Genomic DNA, 17,878 nt, shown 5'->3' with positions numbered 1-17,878 from the left:
CGCCTCCCGTTACGCCACGCGCGTGACCCTGCTGGGGACCTCCGGTGGGCCGCCGTGCACGGGACGGCTCCGACCGGGTGGGCATCTCCACGCTGCTCACCGTGAACGGTTCGCAGTACCTCATCGACTGCGGTGAGGGGTGGGCCCGTCCTACCGCCGCTCCGGGGAGTCCACTCCCGGGTACCGTGGAGCATGACCAAAAAACTGATGACCGCCCGCCGCAGGGCCCACCGCGCCGCGCTGTTCACCGGATTGGCACTCACGGGGATGGGGACCTTGCACCTCGTGAAACCGGAACCGTTCGACCACCTGATCCCCGAACAGCTGCCCGGCACCGCCCGGCAGTGGTCCATCGGCTCAGGATTCGCGGAACTCGGGACCGCCGCGCTGCTGCTCATCCCCGCCACACGCAAGGCCGGCGGGGTGGCCGCGGCCGCCCTGTTCGTGGGCGTGTGGCCCGGCAACTTCAAGATGGCGTGGGACTGGCGCCACGCGTCCGCCGCGAAGCAGGCGATCTCCCTCGGCCGCCTCCCGCTGCAGATCCCCATGATCATGAGCGCGGTCAAGATCGCCAAGAACGCATAGGTCCCGGGGCCGCCCCGCACCCGCGGGTGGCCGGGTGGTTCCGCGTGAGACGCGCCGTCGACATCCGCGCGGAGACGGCCCCTGCGCCCCGGCAGCGCTTCCGGACCCCTGCGCCGCCCGGCTACCGTGACTGATATGCGTATCGCACTCGGCCAGTTGCTTAGCACCCACGACTCGCAACACAACCTCGAGCGCGTCCGCGAGCTCGCGCGCCGCGCGGGGGAGGACCGCGCGGATCTCCTCGTGCTGCCCGAGGCCACGATGTTTGCGTTCGGTCGCAGCCTCAGGGACGTGGCCGAACCTCTCGATGGCCCATGGGCCACGGCGGTCTCCGAGCTCGCGCGTGAGCACTCGGTCGCGATCGTCGCCGGCATGTTCACCCCCGGCGACGGTGATCGCGTGCGCAACACCGCGGTGATCGCCCTCCCGGACGGCACCGTGCGCGGCTACGCCAAGATCCACTTGTACGACGCCTTCGGCTTCCTGGAGTCGGACACCGTGGACCCCGGCGACGAACCGGTCACCTTCTCCGCGGGCGGCCTCACGGTGGGGGTCGCCACGTGCTACGACATCCGCTTCCCGCGTCTGTTCACGCGTTTGGCGCACGACGGCGCCGTGGTCACCGTTCTCGGCGCGTCCTGGGGGGACGGGCCGGGCAAGGTCGCGCAGTGGGAACTGCTGGCACGCGCGCGAGCCCTGGACACGACGTCGTACGTGGTGGCCGTGGGACAGGCGAACCCCGAGTCGGTGGGGGAGGAGAACCCGGACAAGGCGCCGCGTGGTGTGGGGCACAGCCTGGTGGCCGCGCCGGACGGTTCCGTGGTGGCGCGGCTGGGAGACGCCCCGGACTACACGGTCGTGGACCTGGACCCGGAGCTCGTGGAGCGGACGCGCAAGGCCATCCCGGTGCTGCGCAACGCGCGCGAACTCTGAGACCCGGGAAGCTGTGCGCGGTGGGTGAACGAGCGCTGACAAGGCTCGCGGTCCGTGCCTACAGTGAGCAGTAGCACGTCATAAGCCCCTGCCTTGTGGGCGTGGACCGTCATACTCGAGCAGTCCGGAGGTCAGAATCATGGCTGATGCCACTCAGAACAACCACCCCGTCCGCTTCGCCGTGGTGGGCGTGGGACAGATCTCCCAGCAGGCGTTCATCCCCGGGCTCTCCCGGATCGAGGACGCGGAGCTCGCGGCACTGGTGACCTCGAGCCCGGAGAAGGCGGAGGTGCTGGGTCAGGAATTCGGTGTGGCCACCTACTCCTACGAGGAGTACCCGGCGCTGCTGGAGTCCGGTGACATCGACGCCGTGTACGTGGCCACTCCCGTCTTCCGCCACCGCGAGTTCGCGGAACCCGCGCTGGAGGCCGGGATCCACACCCTGCTCGAGAAGCCCATGGCCACCTCCGTGGAGGACTGCCAGGCCATCACCGATGCCGCGAAGCAGAGCGGGGCCACCCTCATGGTCGCCTACCGGCTGCACCAGGAACCCGCGACCGTGGAGATGATCGAGAAGGTCCGTGACCAGCAGGTCATCGGTGACCCGCGGTTCTTCACCGCGACCTTCTCCCAGGACATCACGGAGGAGAACCACCGCGGTCACTCGGGCTACTGGGGTGGGCCCATCCCCGACATGGGCACCTACCCGCAGAACATGGTCCGCAACCTCTTCCACGACGAACCCGTGGAGGTCTACGCCAAGGGAGTCCGCACCCCGGGCCGCGAGTTCAACTTCGACGACACCGTGGCCGTGACCCTCACCTTCCCGGGTGAACGGGTGGCGCAGTTCACCATCAGCTACGCCTCCGAGTCCGCCGAGCGGTTCACCGTGGCCGGGACCAAGGGCGAGATCAGCGCGCAGCCGTGCTTCGGTTTCGGTCCGGGCGTGGGGATCGAGTACACGCTCACCCAGGAGGGCTCCTCCGAGAGCTTCGCCCACGACCCCGTGGAACAGTTCGGTGGCCAGACCCAGTACTTCGTGGACTGCCTGCGCCGGGGCGAGGCCCCGGAACCGGACGGCGAGGAGGGCATGCTGGACGTGCGCGTGAACGAGGCCGTCCTCGAATCGCTCGAGACCGGCCGCCCCGTCACGCTCGAGCCCTATCAGCGGGAACGGACGGTGACCTCCGAGCAGGTCCGCCGCGTCACCCCCGCGGACGAGCCGGAGGACGACGAGCTCGTGGACCAGGTTCCCCAGAACGGCTGATCTCCCGCATCCTGGGCCCCTCGACGAACGGACAGCACTGCCATGACACACCAGTACATCCATGAGACACGGTTGTCCCAACCCCGGGAGCAGGTCTTCGCGTGGCACGAGCGCCCCGGCGCCCTGCCTCGCCTGACCCCGCCGTTCGGTGGGGGCCCCGACCAGGTGCGCCAAGCGCCGTCGGACGGGATCGAACCGGGCTCGGAAGCCAAGCTGGGGATCTCCGTGCCCGGGACGTTCGGCATGGTGCACCTGCCCTGGACAGCCGAACACGGTGAGTGGGATCCGCCGCGGTACTTTACGGATCGCATGGTCAGCGGGCCGTTGGGGGAGTGGGAGCACCGGCACGTCTTCGAGGAGACGGAGAACGGCGGGACCCTGGTCCGGGACCAGGTCACGGTGCGCCCACTGCCGGAGTGGGCGGGCAAGCTCAACGACCTGGGTGAGCGCGTGATGACGCCGCAGCTCGAGCGGATCTTCGCCTACCGGGAACGCCAACTGCGTGCCGACCTGGACTTCCACGACCAGCACGACGGGCCCCGGCTCACCATCGCGGTGGCCGGTTCCTCCGGGCTCGTGGGCACCCAGGTGTGCGCGCTACTCGAAACGGGCGGGCACACGGTGCTCCGCCTCAAGCGCGGCGGCGCCACCGGTGAAGGTGTCATCGGCTGGGACCCGGACGAAGGGGTGCTGAACCCGCGCGATCTGGAGGGGGTCGATGTCGTCGTCCACCTGGGCGGCGAAAGTATCGCTACGCGTTTCACGCCCGCGAAGAAGCACGAGATCATGCGCTCGCGCGTGGACAGCACCAACCTGCTCGTGCGCGCGCTGGGCCAGGTGTCGGCCGAGAAGCGCCCGCGCGCGCTGGTGGTCGCCTCCGCGATCGGTTACTACGGCACCGGGCGGGGGGACGAGATCCTCACGGAGGACTCCGCGTCCGGGGACGGTTTCCTCGCGGAGGTGTGCCGGGAGTGGGAACGTGCCGCGCACGGGGCCGCCGTGTACGGCATGCGCGTGGTCAACGTCCGCACCGGTCTGGTGCTCTCACCCACGGGTGGCCTGCTGAAACCGCAACTGCCCCTCATGGAGGCCGGTCTGTCCGGGCCCATGGGCGGCGGGAAGCAGTGGCAGAGCTGGATCGGCCTGGACGACATGGCCGGCGCCGTGGCCCACCTTGCGCTGAGCGACGACGCTGAGGGCCCGTTCAACGTGGCCGCCCCCGAACCCGTGCGGCAGAAGGAGTTCGCCAAGACCGTGGCCGGTGTGTTGCACCGCCCCGCGGTGGTCCCCACACCCCTGGCCGGTCCCAAGGCCGTTCTGGGGGCGCAGGCCACCGAGGAACTCGTGGCGGCGAGCCACCGGGTGGACGTCGGCAAGCTCCTGGCCAGCGGGTACCGGTTCCGCAACGAGGACCTGCGCAGCTGCGCCGAGCACATCCTGGGGCGCACCCGCTGAGGCTGAGCCCGCCGCTCAGGTGTGAACGCGGAACACCGCGGGGGCAGAGCTCCACCGGTTGGGCGGTGTCCCTCTCCTCCCCGGGAGCGGATTCGGTATCCTTTTCCCGTGACATCTCAACACAACCGGCCCGCAGCGTACTTTGGTGCGCTCCCCTCGGCCGATGACAAGGAGTCGGACAGTCCCGGGCAGCGCCGCTGCTCCCCTGACATCCGCTCGTTCGGTTCCCCGTTCCCTTCCCGCGCCGATGCGGTGTGCATTGAGGTGAGCTGGTGCTGACGGCCTGGCTGCTCCTCCTCGTCTTTCTCCTGCTGGTCCTCGCCAACGCCCTGTTCGTGGCGGTCGAGTTCTCGTTCCTCACAGTGGACCGCCAAGCGGTCCAGCGCGCGGAGGCCGAAGGCGACAAGCGCGCCAAGACCATCGAGCAGAGCCTCAAGAAGACCTCCACCAACCTTTCCGGTGCCCAATTGGGCATCACCGTCACGAGCCTCCTGGCGGGCTTCCTCACCGGTCCCAGTCTGGGCACCCTGTTCAGCGAGGGCCTCGGGTGGACCGGCGTGCCCGACGCCGCTGCGGTGGGTATCGCGACCACCGCCGCGTTCATCGTCGCGACCTTCACGCAGATGGTGTTCGGTGAACTCGTCCCCAAGAACTGGGCCATCGCGGACCCCCTGCGGGTCACCCACGTGGTCGTGCTGCCGCAGAAGATCTTCATGGTGGTCTTCGGCTGGCTCGTGACCATGCTCAACAGCTCCGCGAACGCGGTGCTGCGCATGCTCGGTTTCACGCCCACGGAGGAAGTGGCCAACGCGCGTACCGCGGAGGAACTCGCGTCCGTGGTGAGCCGCTCCGGGCGTGAGGGCACGTTGGACGCGGGCACCGCGGAACTCGTGGCCCGGTCCATCGAGTTCGGTGACCGCACAGCCGCGGACGTGATGCGTCCCCGCCCCCGAGTCACCTTCCTGGACGCGGACGACACCGTGGAGCACATGCTGCTCACCGCGTCCGAGTCCGGTCACTCCCGGTTCCCCGTCACGGGGGAATCGGTGGACGACATCGTGGGCGTGGTGCACTACACCCACGCGCTCGCGGTTCCGTTCGAGGAACGCGCGGTGCTACGCGTCGCGGACGTGTGCGTCCCCGCGGACGTGGTCTCCGAATCCATGACCCTGGACCCGCTCATGCGTCAACTGCGCAACAAGGGTCTGCAACTGGCCGTGGTCGTGGACGAGTACGGCGGCACCGCGGGCATCGTGACCCTGGAGGATCTCATCGAGGAGATCGTGGGGGAGATCGACGACGAGCAGGACACCCGGGTGCAGCGCTTCCGCCGCACCCGCGACGGTGGCCTGGTGGTCTCCGGACTGCTGCGCCCGGACGAACTGGGCGACGTGCTGCGCGTGGACATGCCCGAGGGCGAGGAGTCCGACACCCTGGGCGGTCTCATCGCCGAGGAACTGGACCGGCTGCCCAGCGTGGGCGACAAGCTCACCCTGGAAGCGATCGACCACATCCACCGCGACGACGACGACCTGCCCACCAAAGCGCAGATCCACCTGGCCGTGGTGCGCATGGACCAGCACCGCGTGGACCGCATCATGGTGCACCGCGAAGGCGGCAATCCGGACGAACGGGGCGGTTCGACGTCGTCCACGTCCTGGCGCCCACCCGGGCGACCGGACCCGCTGGGCGGTGAGAACCGCGACCCCGAGACCGCGGAGGAATTCCGGGTCTCGCACGGCGACCGTGTGGGCGCCGCCGGTTTCCACCGGGACGAGGACGTGTCCGTGGAGGACCCGCGTGAGGAGCAGCAGCGATGACCACGAGTACCGCCATCATCGTCCTGGTCCTGCTTCTGGCGGGCAACGCCTTCTTCGTGGCCAGCGAGTTCGCGATGGTATCGGCCCGCCGCGACCAGCTCGAACCCCGCGCCTCGGACGGATCCAAGTCCGCGAAGTACGCCCTCAAGGGCATTGAGAACGTGTCCGTGTCCCTGGCCGCCACCCAGCTGGGGATCACCGCGTGCTCCCTGCTGATCGGTGCCGTGGGTGAACCCGCGATCGCACACCTTATTGAGATGCCCCTCGAGGCCGCGGGCGTGCCGTCCGCTCTGCTGCACCCGATCGCCCTAGCGATCGCGCTGCTGATCGTGACCTTCCTGCACATGGTCCTGGGCGAGATGGTGCCCAAGAACATCGCCATCGCGGTCCCCAGCCGCGTGGCCCAGGTGCTCGGCCCCGTGCTGCACGGCTTCGTGGTGGTCTTCCGCCCCACCATCTGGGTCATGAACGAGACGGCCAACCACCTGGTGCGCTGGCTGTTCAAGGTGGAGCCCAAGGACGAGGTCGCCTCGGCCTTTACGTCCGATGACGTCCGCGGTTTCGTGGCCGAGTCCGGCCGTGAGGGCCTGCTCGACACCGACGAGATCCGATTGCTCACGGGCGCGCTGAACTTCGAGAACAAGACTGCCGCCGACGTCGCCCTGCCCCTCGCGGGCATGCGCACCGTCCCGGCCGACATCACCGTGGCCGGGGTCGAGCAGTTGTGCGCGGAGACGGGCTTCTCGCGCTTCCCCGTGCGGGACGTGAACGAGCGGCTCATGGGCTACGTCCACACGAAGGACGTGCTGGGGCTGCCGGAGACCGCCCGGGAGCAACCGATCCCCGCGGCCATCATCCGCCGCTTCGCGCGCGTGGCCCCGGAGGACAAGCTGCGCAAGGTCACCCGCACCATGCAGGCCAACGGCGCGCACTTCGCGCTGCTCGGCCAGGTGGCCCGGGACTCGCGCACCACGGACGAGTCCGTGTACATCGTGGCGCTCGAGGACGTGCTGGAGGAACTCGTGGGCGAGGTCCGCGACGCCACCTCCAAGGCCGATCAGGACTCCGCCGCGTGAGCCCGCGGAAGCTGTACCGGATCGCCGCGACCGCCGAGGCCGTCACGTGGGCGCTGCTGATCCTGGGCATGATCGCCAAGTACGGATTCGGTGCCGGTGACCTCCCCGTGCGCCTGGCCGGGGGGATCCACGGGTTCGTGTTCCTGAGCTACTGCGTCTCCACCGTGGTGGTCTGGACGGACCGGCGCTGGCCGGCCGCCACGGGCGTGCTGGGCCTCGTGCTCTCCGTGGTCCCGTTCGCCACGGTGCCGTTCGAACGGCACGCGGAGCGCAAGGGCCTGCTCGCGGACGAGTGGCGCGTGGCCCCCGCGGGTCACGCGCGCACCGGGGCCGGCACCACGTCGGACGGACGGGTTGCGGGGGACGACGACGCCCGCGCCACCTCCGCCACCCCTGGCGGGGTCCCGAGCGGGCTGCGTGAGCCCGCCCGCACTCCCGCGGAACGGCTGCTCGCGGTCATCCTGCGGTGGCCCGTGCTCTCCGCCCTGGCCCTGCTGGTGTTCGTGGTGGCGCTGTTCTCGGTGCTGCTCACCGCGGGCCCGCCCACCGAGTGGTTCTCCTGAGGGGAGCCCCACGGTGGCCCGCTCATCCCCTCGCATGATGCACACCGCAGGTCCTGTGGGACGTGATCGCGGGACTGGTCACCGGCGTGCTCCTGACCCTCGTGGCCTCCCTGGGCCCGGCGCGGCGGCACTCGACGGTCTGCGCGGCTCCCGCTCCGCCGACGGCATTCCGACGCCGCGCAGCGCCTCGACGTGCAGGAAGCCACCAAGCTGGAGGAGTCCGTCGCGAAGATCCTGCACGTGGGCACGGATGAGCTGGGTGGAGCCTTACTCGAGAAGGCCGGCTACGTGAACCTCCTGGACATCCTGCTTGCGGTGATGCTGGCACTGCTCGCGGTGGCCGTGGTGGTCTCCGTCCTGGGGATCGCCTCCACCACGTCCCTGTCCGTGCTGGAACGCTCCCGGGAGAACTCCCTGTTGCGCGCGCTGGGGTTGTCCAAGCGGCAACTCGGGGCGCTCATCCGGCGGGAAGTCCTCGTGATCTCACTCGTGGCCACCGTGGTGGGCCTGGTGGTGGGCTGGCTCTTCGGGATGCTGGGGGTGATGTCCCTGGTCGTGGAGGGGATGACCTTCCGGCCCGTGGTGCCGTGGGGTGGTTTTCTGCTCATTCTGGCCGTTGCTGTGGTGGTGGCGGTCATCGCCTCCGCGCTGCCGGTGCGACGGGCCACGAAGCTCAACCCGGTGGAGGGGCTGGCGCGGGTCGACTGACCCGTTCGTTCCGGCACGGCGGCGCCCTGAACGGCCCCGCCACAAAGCCCCGGCTGAGTACCGCGAAATGCTCGGCCGGGGCTTCGTCACGAGTCCCGCGTCAACCGATCCGCGGTGTCCAGCAGGCGCTGCAGGATCTGCTGCTTCTCCTCCGGGTCCTCCGGCAGCAGACCCATGGACGCCCGTTGGTAGAGCCCGTCCCCCATGCACTGCACGGCCGTGGCGATCATCGGGTCCCCCACGTCCTCGAGGACCACGCGGTACCACTCCCGGGTCACGCGCTCGCACGTCTCGCGGGCGCCGGGCTCGCCGGACTGCACCATGCGGAAGGCCACCATGAGGCTGCGGTCCAGGGGGCTGTCCTCGTAGAGGGAGGTGGCCAGGAACTCCCGTGCGGCACCCCGGGGGGATTGCGTGAGGCGGGTCAGGTCCTCGCGGGCCATCTCCTCGCACCGGGCCAGGGCGACGTCCACGAGCGCTTGCCGGTGGGGGAAGTGGTAGAGCAACCCGCCCTTGGACACCCCCGCCCGGGCGGCGACGGCGTCCAGGGTCGCGGCGCGTTCGCCCTCCGACAGCACGAGGTGTTCGAACGCGGTGAGTAGTTTCTCGCGGGCCACGGGTTTGCGGGGCATGGGTGTAGTGAACCTCACGGGGTGGGAATCATTGCCAGCCTAACCATGTTAACTGTACCGTCTAGACGGTAAAGACTTGGCGAGAGGCTCCTGTGAAGGAGCTCGGTACAAACGTGTACGGCTCGCACACCCGAATCCGCAGCTCTTCTCCCAGGAGGTTCCACGTGTCCGTGATGGTCGATCAACACCGCAAGGCCGATGCCCGTGGCTGGGCCGCCCTGGGCGCCCTCATGTTCCCGGTGCTCCTGGTCTCCGTGAACAACACCGCCCTGAGCTTCGCCCTGCCCGCGATCTCCGCGGGGCTGCGTCCCACCGCAGCGCAGCTGCTGTGGATCGTGGACATCTACCCCCTGGTCCTGGCCGCCCTGCTGATCCCCATGGGGAGCCTGGGGGACCGGATCGGGCGGCGGAAGATGCTCATCATCGGTTCCTCGGGCTTCGGCCTGGTCTCCCTGGGCGCGGCCTTCGCCCCGAGCGCCGAATGGCTGTTGGCCGCCCGCGTGGGGATCGCCGTGTTCGGTTCCATGCTCTTGCCCACCACGCTGTCCCTGTTGCGCACCGTGTTCCAGGACGATCGCCAGCGCAGCCTTGCCATCGCGATCTGGACGGCCGGGTTCAGCGCCGGCGCCGCCCTGGGTCCCATCGCCGGGGGCTTCCTGCTCAACCACTTCTGGTGGGGCTCGGTATTCTTGCTGGCTGTCCCGGTGCTGATCGCGTTCCTGATCGCGGCCCCGTTGCTGCTGCCCGAGTCCCGTAACCCCCACCCGGGACCGGTGGACCCCGCGTCCATCGTGCTCGCGATCCTGACCATGGCCCCGATCGTGTACGGCATCAAGACCATGGCCACGGGTGGCTCCGCTCTGCATGGTGTGCTGTTCATCGCCGTGGGTGCGCTGTCCGGGTTGTTGTTCGCGCGCCGCCAGGTGGTCAAGGACTACCCCATGCTGGACCTGCGCTTCTTCCGCAGCCCCCGGTTCTCGGGTGGGTTGTCCGTGAACGTGGTGTCCAACGTGGCGATGTTCGGGTTCCTGTTCTTCCTCACCCAGCATCTGCAGCTGGTCAGTGGCATGGACCCCATGACCTCCGGTCTGTTCATGGTCCCCGGGCTGCTGTTGGCGATCGTCGCCGGGCTCACCGCCGCGAAGCTGGCCTACACGATCGGATTGCGCAACGCCGTGGTGCTGGGTCTGTTGCTCGTTGCCCTGGGCTTCCTCCTGGTGTTCTTCACCGATCAACAGGCCTCGGCGCTGCCGGTCCTGGGCGGGTTCACCGTGATGAGCGCGGGTGTGGGTATCGCGACCACACTGTCCACCGACCTCGTGGTCTCGTCCGTGCCGGAACGCAAGGCCGGAGCGGCGTCGGCCGTGTCCGAAACCGGGTACGAGGTGGGCGCCGTGCTCGGCACCGCCGTGCTGGGTGGTGTGACCACCGCGTTCTACCAGGCCCACTTGGACCTGCCCGCGGCCCTGGATCCCGCGAGCGCGCAGGCCGCGCACGAGACGCTGGGTGGCGCCCTGGACGTGGCCGCTCAGTCGCCGTTGCAGGCTTCGATCGTCGACGCCGCCACGGCCGCCTTCTCCTCCGGCATGCAGTGGAGCTCGCTCGTGGGCGGTCTCATGGTGCTGGTCGTAGCCATGGTCCTGGTGCGCGTGCTCCGCGCGGACCGTCGCATGCCCCGCACCCACTGATCGGACCGCGGTGCTGTGGCGGTCCTCCTCACACGAGTCCTTCGAGTCGATGGATGCCCGTGACCAGGTCCGCTGTCGTGGGCGCTGCTGCGTAGCTCAGGCGAACGCGCGGGACGTCGGGCTGGTCGGCGTGGAAGTAGGTGCCGGGGGCCAGCGCGGTGCCGCGCGCGAGGGCTGCCGAGAGGAACTCGCTCTCGTCGGTGCCCCGGGGAAGGCGCAGCCACAGGTGATAACCCCCGCGGGGGTGATCGGGGAGGACGTCTGCCCCTAGGGTCTCGACGACCGTGCGGACCGCCAGCCGCCTGCGCTGCGTGAGCGCCGTCTGCAACCGGGCCACGGACCGGATGTGGATCACCGTGCCGTCCGTCTCGAGTAGGACCAAGGGCTTCACGGGCGGGATGCCGTCGTCGAGGTAGTCCGGGCGCATCCCGTGCGCGTCCACGGGGAGCGACACCGTGCGCAACCCGCGGCGCGAGCAGCGGCGAGGGTCCCCGGATGCGTGGGCGCTTCCAGGGGCACGGGGTCACCCGGTGGGGCCACCGCCCGCATCGCGGTGGACAGGGCGGCCTGTCCGCCGATCCCGACCAACACGTCCTCGCGTCCCCGCCCCGCCCCGGGTCGGGACACCACCAGGCCACGCTGGGCGAGTAGCGCGCGTGCCCGGGACACGGGGGAGGCGCTCGCGCCGAAGCGGGTCACGAGAGCCCGGTGGGACGGTAGCCGCGTTCCCGTGGCACGTGATGTGATGTCCCGCGTCAGTTCCCGGGCGATGTCCTCGGAACTGCTACTTCGATCATGAAAGCTTGTCATAGCGCTACTGTTCCCACAGCAGTATCGGTTCGGGGCCCGGGACGGGTCGACGGCGTATGGGGCAGTGGCCCCCTCCTCGCGTCCCTGGGCGTCGTCGCCTTATCCCTGAGCTTCCCGGGCACGGTCTTCGCCCTGGGCCGGTTCGAACCCTGGACGGCCACCGGACTACGAGGCGCCATCGCAGCGGCACTGGCCGGGACCGCCCTCCTGCCTCGATACAGAAGGGAAGGACCTCCCATGAAGCGCATCCCTACTCTGACCACCCTCGCCCTGGTCTCCACCCTGGCTATGGCCGGCTGCGGCACCGCCGGTGAGCAAACCACCGGTTCCGCAGCGGAGTCGGCCTCCCCCACGGCCGCCGCCGGCGCCCAGACCGGCACCGCGGCCGCCGGCAGCACCGGCTCGGCCTCCCCGGCCTCCGAGGAGCCGATCACCGAGGAGCACAACGATGCGGACACGATGTTCGCCCAGATGATGATTCCCCACCACCAACAGGCCGTGGAAATGAGCGAGATGATGCTGGCCAAAGACAACCTGGATCCGCAGATCCAGGAACTGGCCAACAAGATCGTCGCCGCCCAGGGCCCGGAGATCGACCGGCTGGAACAGATGCTCGAGGTCTGGGGCGAGCCCACCATGATGGAGTCCGGCGGCACGGAGTCCGGAGGAATGGATCATGAGTCCATGGGCCACGGCTCCGATTCCGGCACGGGCATGAAAGGCATGATGACCGACGAGGACATGGACCAGCTCGAGGCGGCCGAAGGAGACGAGGCCTCCGAGCTGTTCCTGACCCAGATGACCGCCCACCACCGCGGGGCCATCGACATGGCCAAGGAGGAAGTGGCCAACGGCCAGAACCCGCAGGCCATCGCCATGGCCCAGAAGGTCATCGACGATCAGGAAGCCGAGATCGCCGAGATGGACGCCCTGCTGCAGCAGCTGCAGAGCTAGCACCCGGGTCCGCCTGAGCGGGATCGAGGTGCCGGATATGCTGAGGGGCCCCACCGCATGGGTGGAGCCCCTCAGTACCTCGGGTGACGCCAGGGGCTCACTGCGAGGATCCCGATGGGTCGATGAGCTCCGGTGGCCGGTCCTAGACCTCAGTCGCGGCCGGCGAGCCAGGTACGGAAATCGGCGACCTGAGCCTGCTGGGTGGTGATCCCGGCCGTGGAGGCGACGCGCAGCTGGGCGTGGGGTGCGCGGGCTTGGGGCTCGAGGAACTCGACAATTCCGCTGGAGTGGTGCGGGATCATTTTCTGCACGAAGGCCACGTCGAAGTCCTCACCGGCCTCCACCGCGGCCAGTTCCTCGATCATCATCCGGGTCTCTTCCTCTAGGGTCTTCATCTCCTCCTGGGCCTCTTCCAGGGCTTGGGCCTTGGCTTCTTCCGGGGTCAGCCCGTACCACTCCTCCAGCCACCGGGTGAACTGCTCGATCTGGTGTTCCTGGTTGGCGATGATGTTCTCCGCGTGCGTGCGGATGTCGGGGCTGGTCCCACGCTCCAGCTCCAGCTCGGCCATCTCGATCGCGGCCCGGTGGCGCGGAATGATCTCGGCCAGGAAGGTGGTCTCCAGCTCCTCGCCCTCGAGTCCGGCCAGGGTCTCGCCGAACTCGTAGGCGGTCGGCGACGTCGGATCGGGTTGGAGCATCTCCGCCGCGGCCTCCTCTTGGGAGTGGGACGAGGCCGGGGTGAGGACCTGTCCGTGGGCGACGGCCGGGGCAGTGGTCCCGCCCAGCACGGCGGTGGCGAGGGCAAGGGTGGAGGCGGCGGCCGCTGCACGGCGGCCGGCGAACTGGGTACAACGCATGACGATGTCTCTCTTCTATGACAAGGGAGCTCGACCCCGATGTGTCGGCTCGGTGCTCACCCCGTAACCGGCGCGGGAATGATCCGCGCGGGCGGGGCTGTACTCAAACGAGGTACGGGGGAAGAGGAGACCCGTCTTCGGGTGTGCCCGGCTCAGCGGTTCGAGCGCCTCTTTTACCCACGGAGACCGGTCACCGGCGTCCGTGGGTCAGCATCGGCCTCCGGAGGAGGCTGGGTTTCCGTGGCGGACGTTCTCCGCGGGGTGATCAGTTACTGGGGGCATCACCCGGGCGGTGGGTGCGTCGTGGTGGTGTCCGGCCGGAACAGATCCGATGTTGTCCGCGGCCTCGCTCTCCACCGGCCACGGACGTCGTCACCACCGTCCCCCGCCCGGGTGATGGATCAGTAGGGTCGGCTCAACCCAGGGAGGCGACCAGCTCCGCACAGGCGGCCTCGCAGCGCCGGCAGGCCTCCGCGCAGATCCGGCAGTGCTCGTGCATCGACGCGTGCTGCTCGCATTCATCGGCGCAGGCCTTGCACGCCCTCTGGCAGGCCCTGATCGTATCCAGGGTGATGTTCGCGTCGTAGCCGGTGTGCCGAGAGAGCACCCGCCCGGTGGCCTCGCACAGATCCGCGCAGTCCAGGTTGGTGCGGATGCACTTGGTCAGCTCCGCGACCATGTCCTCGGACAGGCACGCATCCGCACACGCCGTGCAGGTCTGGGCGCACTCGAAGCAAGCTTCGATGCAGGCGGCGAGTTTGGCCTGGTCCACCCCGCCCAGGTCCTTGGGGTAGGTCTCCAGCATCGCGCTCACGTGATGGGTCATGGCGTACTCCTTCGTCGGTTCGATCGAGGAGACGAACCGGCCGACGCCGGCCCGCCACACACAACCGACAGTAGACTTCTGTTTCTCGCTATGGGGTCGGATTGGCTTGAAGATTCCGTGAAGAAGTGCAGCTCGGATCCCTACGCAGAGCGATCCGGTGCGCGCGGGACTGCGCCGCCGAAGAAGGCACGTTAGAGAGCTTCCTGCCGCACCCACCCAGCGCTACGGTCACCGGGCAGAACCATCGCCCAACGAGGCCAGATAGCCTCATGATGTGACGGGTCCACTGCGGGGCGTTACATGCACCGCCGCAGGGAGACATAGCGCCGGCTCACATGGTCACCGGCATGGGGAGTTCCCGGATCCGGCGATAGAGGGTGGCCCTGGACATCCCCAGGTCCCGGGCGACCTGGGTGGCCGGCTCCCCGGAATCGATCAGTCGCAGGGCGTTGCGGATCTGGGAGTCGGTGAAGGTCTGCCGCCTACCCCCGAGGTCCTTGCCGGCGGCCCGGCGTTTGGCCACGGAATCGGTGATGCGTTCTCGCTTGATCTCCAGCTCCATCTGCGCCAGGGCAGCCATCACCGTGAAGACCATTGAACCCATCGGGGTGGCGGTGTCCACGTCTCCCCCACCGAGGTTCAGCACCCGCAACCCCGCGCCTCTCCCCCGCAGCGCTTCGGCGAAGGCCAGCATGTTCTGCGTCGACCGCCCCAGCCGGTCCAGCGTGGTGATCACCAGCGTGTCCCCCGGCTCGAGCGCAGCTACCGCACGGTCGAACTGCGGACGGGAAGCACGGCCTCCAGACACTCCACTGTCCACGTAGATGTCATCGCGCCGCACGCCGGCGGCCTGGAGGTCAGACACTTGACGGTCTGCGTCCTGCTGCCGTGTCGACACTCGGGCGTACCCGATCAGCTTCCCCATGTCCACCCCATCTGTCTCGCAACTAACGTTGAGTAGCCGATTTTAGGGGTACAGATAAAGCACAAGGATGCGAGACACGCGCAGCCGCGAAAACACGCGGACGCAATTTTCCCGGACGAGACGTCTCGCATCCCATGGGTTTCGCGGAGCACCCGTGGGTGATGGTCCGCCACGCCGATGACCACGTGCATGTGGTGGTGTGCCGGGTCAGTGACGAGGGGACGATGTGGCACGGGCGCAACGACCGGCGTGCAGCCCAAAGCGCGTGCACCCGCCTGGAGTTGGAGCACGGTTTGCAGACGGCGCCGCGGCGCCGTGAGGCGGGGCGGGGTAAACGCTCGGTGGTCGCGGTGCGTCAGCTGCAGGAGCAACAGACCGAGGTGGTAGCGGTCCGCCGCGCGGAGTGGGAGCAGATCCGCAAGGTCGTGGAGCTGGACAACCCGGCACCTCGGAAGCAACCCCCGGCGCCCCAGCAGCAACAGCGGGTAGCCCCGCTTCATTCGTTGGAACAGGCGCAGCATCTTTGCCGTTCCGACCCAGGCCGGGAGGACCACGGGCGGGGCCTGTAGCTGGGCTTAGGCCGAGAAGATGCGAGAGAAGAACCCGCGGCGCGGCTCGGGCGGTGCCACAGGGGCTGCGGGTTCCGGTGACGTTTCCGGCTCCGCCGTCGGCGCGCGGTGAGCAGGCTCGGGAGCCGTAGGAGCCTGTGGTGTGTGGGAGCTCTGCCCGGTGAGCATGCGCAGCGCCATGCGCTCGGTTCCGTTGGCGATTTGGAGGGCGTCAAGAGCTCGGCGGCGTTCTTCGGCTCGTGCTTCAGCAACTTCGGCGCGCCGGCGCCATTCCTGGACCTCGGTTTCCAGCTCACGGACGCGCTCGAGCAGCCGACCGGTGCTCTCCGATGCCTCAGGGGTTTGAGCGGAAGATGCCAAGGGACTGGTCTGGGGGGCGGTATGGAAACCTTCGCCGTGGATGAGGCCTACAGCGATGAGTGCGGTCATGGGCATCTGCCACTCGGCGGAGGTGATGGTGGCCCCCGCTTCCTCCAGCTCGACGCGCCGTCAACGGAGGGTGCTGTGGAACCCCTGGCACCGTGTTCACGGCCAGCTGTTTTCCTGACCGGCCATAGGAGAGAACGAAAAGGCGCCCTCAGCTTGGGGCGCGTCCTGGCGGTAGTGAGGCCCTGGCAAATTGCCAGGGCCTCACTACCGGGTGAGCAAGATCAGGAGGCGATCATGCCGTGGGGGTCGATAATGTACTTCTCCTGCGAGCTGTTGTCGAAGTCCGCGTAGGCCTGAGGAGCCTCGTCAAGGCTGATGACCTTGGTCTGCAGCATGTCCGACAGGTACGGCATGCGGTCCCACAGGATCGCCTGCATCAACTCGTAGTTGTAATGCATGATCGGCGCCTGGCCAGCGGTGATCTTCGGGGACTTGATCCAGGCGTTGCCGAATTCAATCGGGTAGATGCCGTTCTGCTCGTCCTTGGAATCCGCCAGGGGGTCAGGCCCGTAGATGCCGATGATGCCGGTGGCGCCTCCCGCGCGGGTAACGTCGATCACCTGGTTGATCGCATAGGCCGGATCCTCTTTGTCCGCGTCCTTGCCGATGCCGTGAGCTTCGGTGCCGACGTAGTCCACGGCGCAGTCGACCATCGGCTCGCCAAGGATCTTTTCAATCTGGTCCTGCAGCGGGACATCCTCGTTGAGGTCAATGGTTTCGCAACCGTTGCGCTTCATCAGGGCCAAGCGATCCTTGTCATGGTCGCCGACGATGATGCAGGACGCCCCCAGCAGGCGCGCAGCTGCGGCGCCGCAACGGCCCACGGGGCCGGCCCCCGCGATGTACACAGTGGACCCGGGCTTGGCGCCAGCCTCCATGAGGCCGTGGAAGGCAGTCGGGAGGATGTCAGAGAGAAGCGCCAGATCGCGGATCTTCTCCATGGCCTGGTCACGGTCCGGGAACTTCAGCAGCTGGAAGTCCGCATAGGGAACAAAAAGATACTCGGCCTGTCCGCCGTCCCAGCCGCCCAGGTTGAAGCCGTAGGCAGCGGAATCGGCGTCCGGGTTGCAGGTCTGGCAGACCTCGGTACGACCGTTGCGGCAGTTGCGGCAGCGGCCGCAAGCCACGTTGAAGGGAACCGAGACCAGGTCGCCTTCCTTCAGGAACTCGACGTCAGAGCCGATTTCCACGACTTCCCCGGTCATCTCATGCCCCATGACCATGCCTTCCGGGGCGGGGAAGGACCCGCGGTAGATGTGGAGGTCACTACCGCAGATGTTGGAAGCCACGATCTTCAGGACAACACCGTGGGGTGCCTTCTTGCCGTTGGGCATCTGGAGCTTCGGAAAGTCCAGATCCTCAACCTGCATGTTCTTCACGCCGCGGAAGACGACGGAACGGTTGCCTGCCATGTTCTTCACTCCTTCTTGAGTTCTCACACCGGGGCCCGGGGAGACTCGGTCCAGCCCCAGCCTTGAGGCTTCTCTCAGTAAACCATAGGCCTCGCACAACCTAAATCGGCCCCCAGGGGCGTCGTAGGGAGGGAGGCGTCCTGGACGAATCCACGTTCTGCATGACGCAAAATGTCGATATTGCCGATGCCTTGGCTTGGTGGGAGATTCCGATTATTTCGGGCGAATGGCTCAATGCGCGCCTTTGACATACATGTCAAACACTCCTATGGGTGTACTTTTCACGCATTTCTCACCCAAAATTTTCATGTTACGAACCCCGCGGATTCAGGCCCTGCGGACTCACGCACACACCACCCCCGAGTGTGC

At 68.2% G+C, this 17,878-nt stretch carries 17 protein-coding genes and 1 pseudogene; 11 read left to right on the top strand and 7 right to left on the bottom strand.

What is annotated here, in order from left to right; all coding sequences use genetic code 11:
- The first annotated feature begins 192 nt into the window (after positions 1 to 192).
- The 8 genes from J1M36_RS05715 (at position 193) to J1M36_RS05680 (ending at position 8,407) form a co-directional block, all read left to right on the top strand.
- A complete protein-coding gene (locus J1M36_RS05715; RefSeq protein ID WP_085106837.1) occupies positions 193 to 585 on the top strand; it encodes a hypothetical protein in 393 nt (130 codons plus the stop codon).
- 135 nt (positions 586 to 720) lie between these two features.
- Complete coding sequence (locus J1M36_RS05710; RefSeq protein ID WP_064847116.1) at positions 721 to 1,518, top strand: carbon-nitrogen hydrolase family protein; 798 nt, start codon at positions 721 to 723, stop codon at positions 1,516 to 1,518.
- A gap of 139 nt (positions 1,519 to 1,657) precedes the next feature.
- A complete protein-coding gene (locus tag J1M36_RS05705) occupies positions 1,658 to 2,785 on the top strand; it encodes a Gfo/Idh/MocA family protein (RefSeq protein WP_206478852.1) in 1,128 nt (375 codons plus the stop codon).
- A gap of 42 nt (positions 2,786 to 2,827) precedes the next feature.
- Entirely contained in the window at positions 2,828 to 4,240 is a 1,413-nt protein-coding gene (locus tag J1M36_RS05700; RefSeq protein WP_206478851.1) for a TIGR01777 family oxidoreductase, read from the top strand.
- A gap of 272 nt (positions 4,241 to 4,512) precedes the next feature.
- Complete coding sequence (locus tag J1M36_RS05695; protein ID WP_206478850.1) at positions 4,513 to 6,060, top strand: hemolysin family protein; 1,548 nt, start codon at positions 4,513 to 4,515, stop codon at positions 6,058 to 6,060.
- Positions 6,057 to 7,136: a hemolysin family protein gene (locus tag J1M36_RS05690; protein ID WP_206478849.1), complete on the top strand. Its 1,080-nt coding sequence runs from the start codon at positions 6,057 to 6,059 to the stop codon at positions 7,134 to 7,136. Before J1M36_RS05695 ends, J1M36_RS05690 begins: the two co-directional genes overlap by 4 nt.
- A complete protein-coding gene (locus tag J1M36_RS05685) occupies positions 7,133 to 7,699 on the top strand; it encodes a DUF3817 domain-containing protein (RefSeq protein ID WP_206478848.1) in 567 nt (188 codons plus the stop codon). Before J1M36_RS05690 ends, J1M36_RS05685 begins: the two co-directional genes overlap by 4 nt.
- 192 nt (positions 7,700 to 7,891) lie before the next feature.
- Positions 7,892 to 8,407: an ABC transporter permease gene (locus J1M36_RS05680; protein WP_206478847.1), complete on the top strand. Its 516-nt coding sequence runs from the start codon at positions 7,892 to 7,894 to the stop codon at positions 8,405 to 8,407.
- A gap of 86 nt (positions 8,408 to 8,493) precedes the next feature.
- Here the strand turns inward: J1M36_RS05680 and J1M36_RS05675 are convergent, their stop codons facing one another.
- On the bottom strand, positions 8,494 to 9,039 hold the full coding sequence (locus tag J1M36_RS05675; RefSeq protein WP_206478846.1) for a TetR/AcrR family transcriptional regulator: 546 nt from the start codon (positions 9,037 to 9,039) through the stop codon (positions 8,494 to 8,496).
- A gap of 173 nt (positions 9,040 to 9,212) precedes the next feature.
- Here J1M36_RS05675 and J1M36_RS05670 point away from each other — a divergent pair, with 173 nt between their 5' ends.
- Positions 9,213 to 10,727, top strand: coding sequence for an MFS transporter (locus tag J1M36_RS05670; protein ID WP_206478901.1), 1,515 nt, complete (start codon positions 9,213 to 9,215; stop codon positions 10,725 to 10,727).
- 28 nt (positions 10,728 to 10,755) lie between these two features.
- On the opposite strand, the gene J1M36_RS05665 is transcribed toward J1M36_RS05670, so the two are convergent.
- Together J1M36_RS05665 and J1M36_RS13155 are read right to left on the bottom strand one after the other, a co-directional pair.
- Positions 10,756 to 11,181 (bottom strand): hypothetical protein, encoded by a 426-nt coding sequence (locus J1M36_RS05665; protein ID WP_206478845.1) that lies wholly within the window; start codon positions 11,179 to 11,181, stop codon positions 10,756 to 10,758.
- Positions 11,115 to 11,537 (bottom strand): aminotransferase class I/II-fold pyridoxal phosphate-dependent enzyme, encoded by a 423-nt coding sequence (locus J1M36_RS13155; protein ID WP_197493181.1) that lies wholly within the window; start codon positions 11,535 to 11,537, stop codon positions 11,115 to 11,117. Before J1M36_RS13155 ends, J1M36_RS05665 begins: the two co-directional genes overlap by 67 nt.
- Positions 11,538 to 11,774: 237 nt before the next feature.
- Between J1M36_RS13155 and J1M36_RS05655 the strand changes: the two genes are divergently transcribed.
- Positions 11,775 to 12,491 carry a DUF305 domain-containing protein gene (locus tag J1M36_RS05655; RefSeq protein WP_206478844.1) on the top strand — a complete coding sequence of 239 codons (717 nt, stop codon included), beginning with the start codon at positions 11,775 to 11,777 and terminating at the stop codon, positions 12,489 to 12,491.
- Between the two features lie 149 nt (positions 12,492 to 12,640).
- Here the strand turns inward: J1M36_RS05655 and J1M36_RS05650 are convergent, their stop codons facing one another.
- The 3 genes from J1M36_RS05650 to J1M36_RS05640 form a co-directional block, all read right to left on the bottom strand.
- Positions 12,641 to 13,348 carry a DUF305 domain-containing protein gene (locus J1M36_RS05650; protein ID WP_206478843.1) on the bottom strand — a complete coding sequence of 236 codons (708 nt, stop codon included), beginning with the start codon at positions 13,346 to 13,348 and terminating at the stop codon, positions 12,641 to 12,643.
- Positions 13,349 to 13,763: 415 nt separating this feature from the next.
- Positions 13,764 to 14,174 (bottom strand): four-helix bundle copper-binding protein, encoded by a 411-nt coding sequence (locus tag J1M36_RS05645; RefSeq protein ID WP_206478842.1) that lies wholly within the window; start codon positions 14,172 to 14,174, stop codon positions 13,764 to 13,766.
- Between the two features lie 331 nt (positions 14,175 to 14,505).
- Entirely contained in the window at positions 14,506 to 15,099 is a 594-nt protein-coding gene (locus J1M36_RS05640) for a recombinase family protein (protein WP_206478841.1), read from the bottom strand.
- Positions 15,100 to 15,224: 125 nt separating this feature from the next.
- Between J1M36_RS05640 and J1M36_RS05635 the strand changes: the two are divergent.
- Positions 15,225 to 15,668, top strand: a pseudogene (locus J1M36_RS05635) (relaxase/mobilization nuclease domain-containing protein); the annotation flags it as partial.
- Positions 15,669 to 16,318: 650 nt separating this feature from the next.
- Here J1M36_RS05635 and J1M36_RS05630 read toward each other — a convergent pair.
- On the bottom strand, positions 16,319 to 17,509 hold the full coding sequence (locus J1M36_RS05630) for an alcohol dehydrogenase catalytic domain-containing protein (protein WP_131333726.1): 1,191 nt from the start codon (positions 17,507 to 17,509) through the stop codon (positions 16,319 to 16,321).
- Between the last annotated feature and the right edge of the window lie 369 nt (positions 17,510 to 17,878).

Source organism: Kocuria sp. KRD140, assembly GCF_017168375.1.
GTDB lineage: Bacteria > Actinomycetota > Actinomycetes > Actinomycetales > Micrococcaceae > Kocuria > Kocuria marina.
Note: the sequence above shows the minus strand (reverse complement) of the source record. Positions and strands in the feature narration are given on the sequence as shown.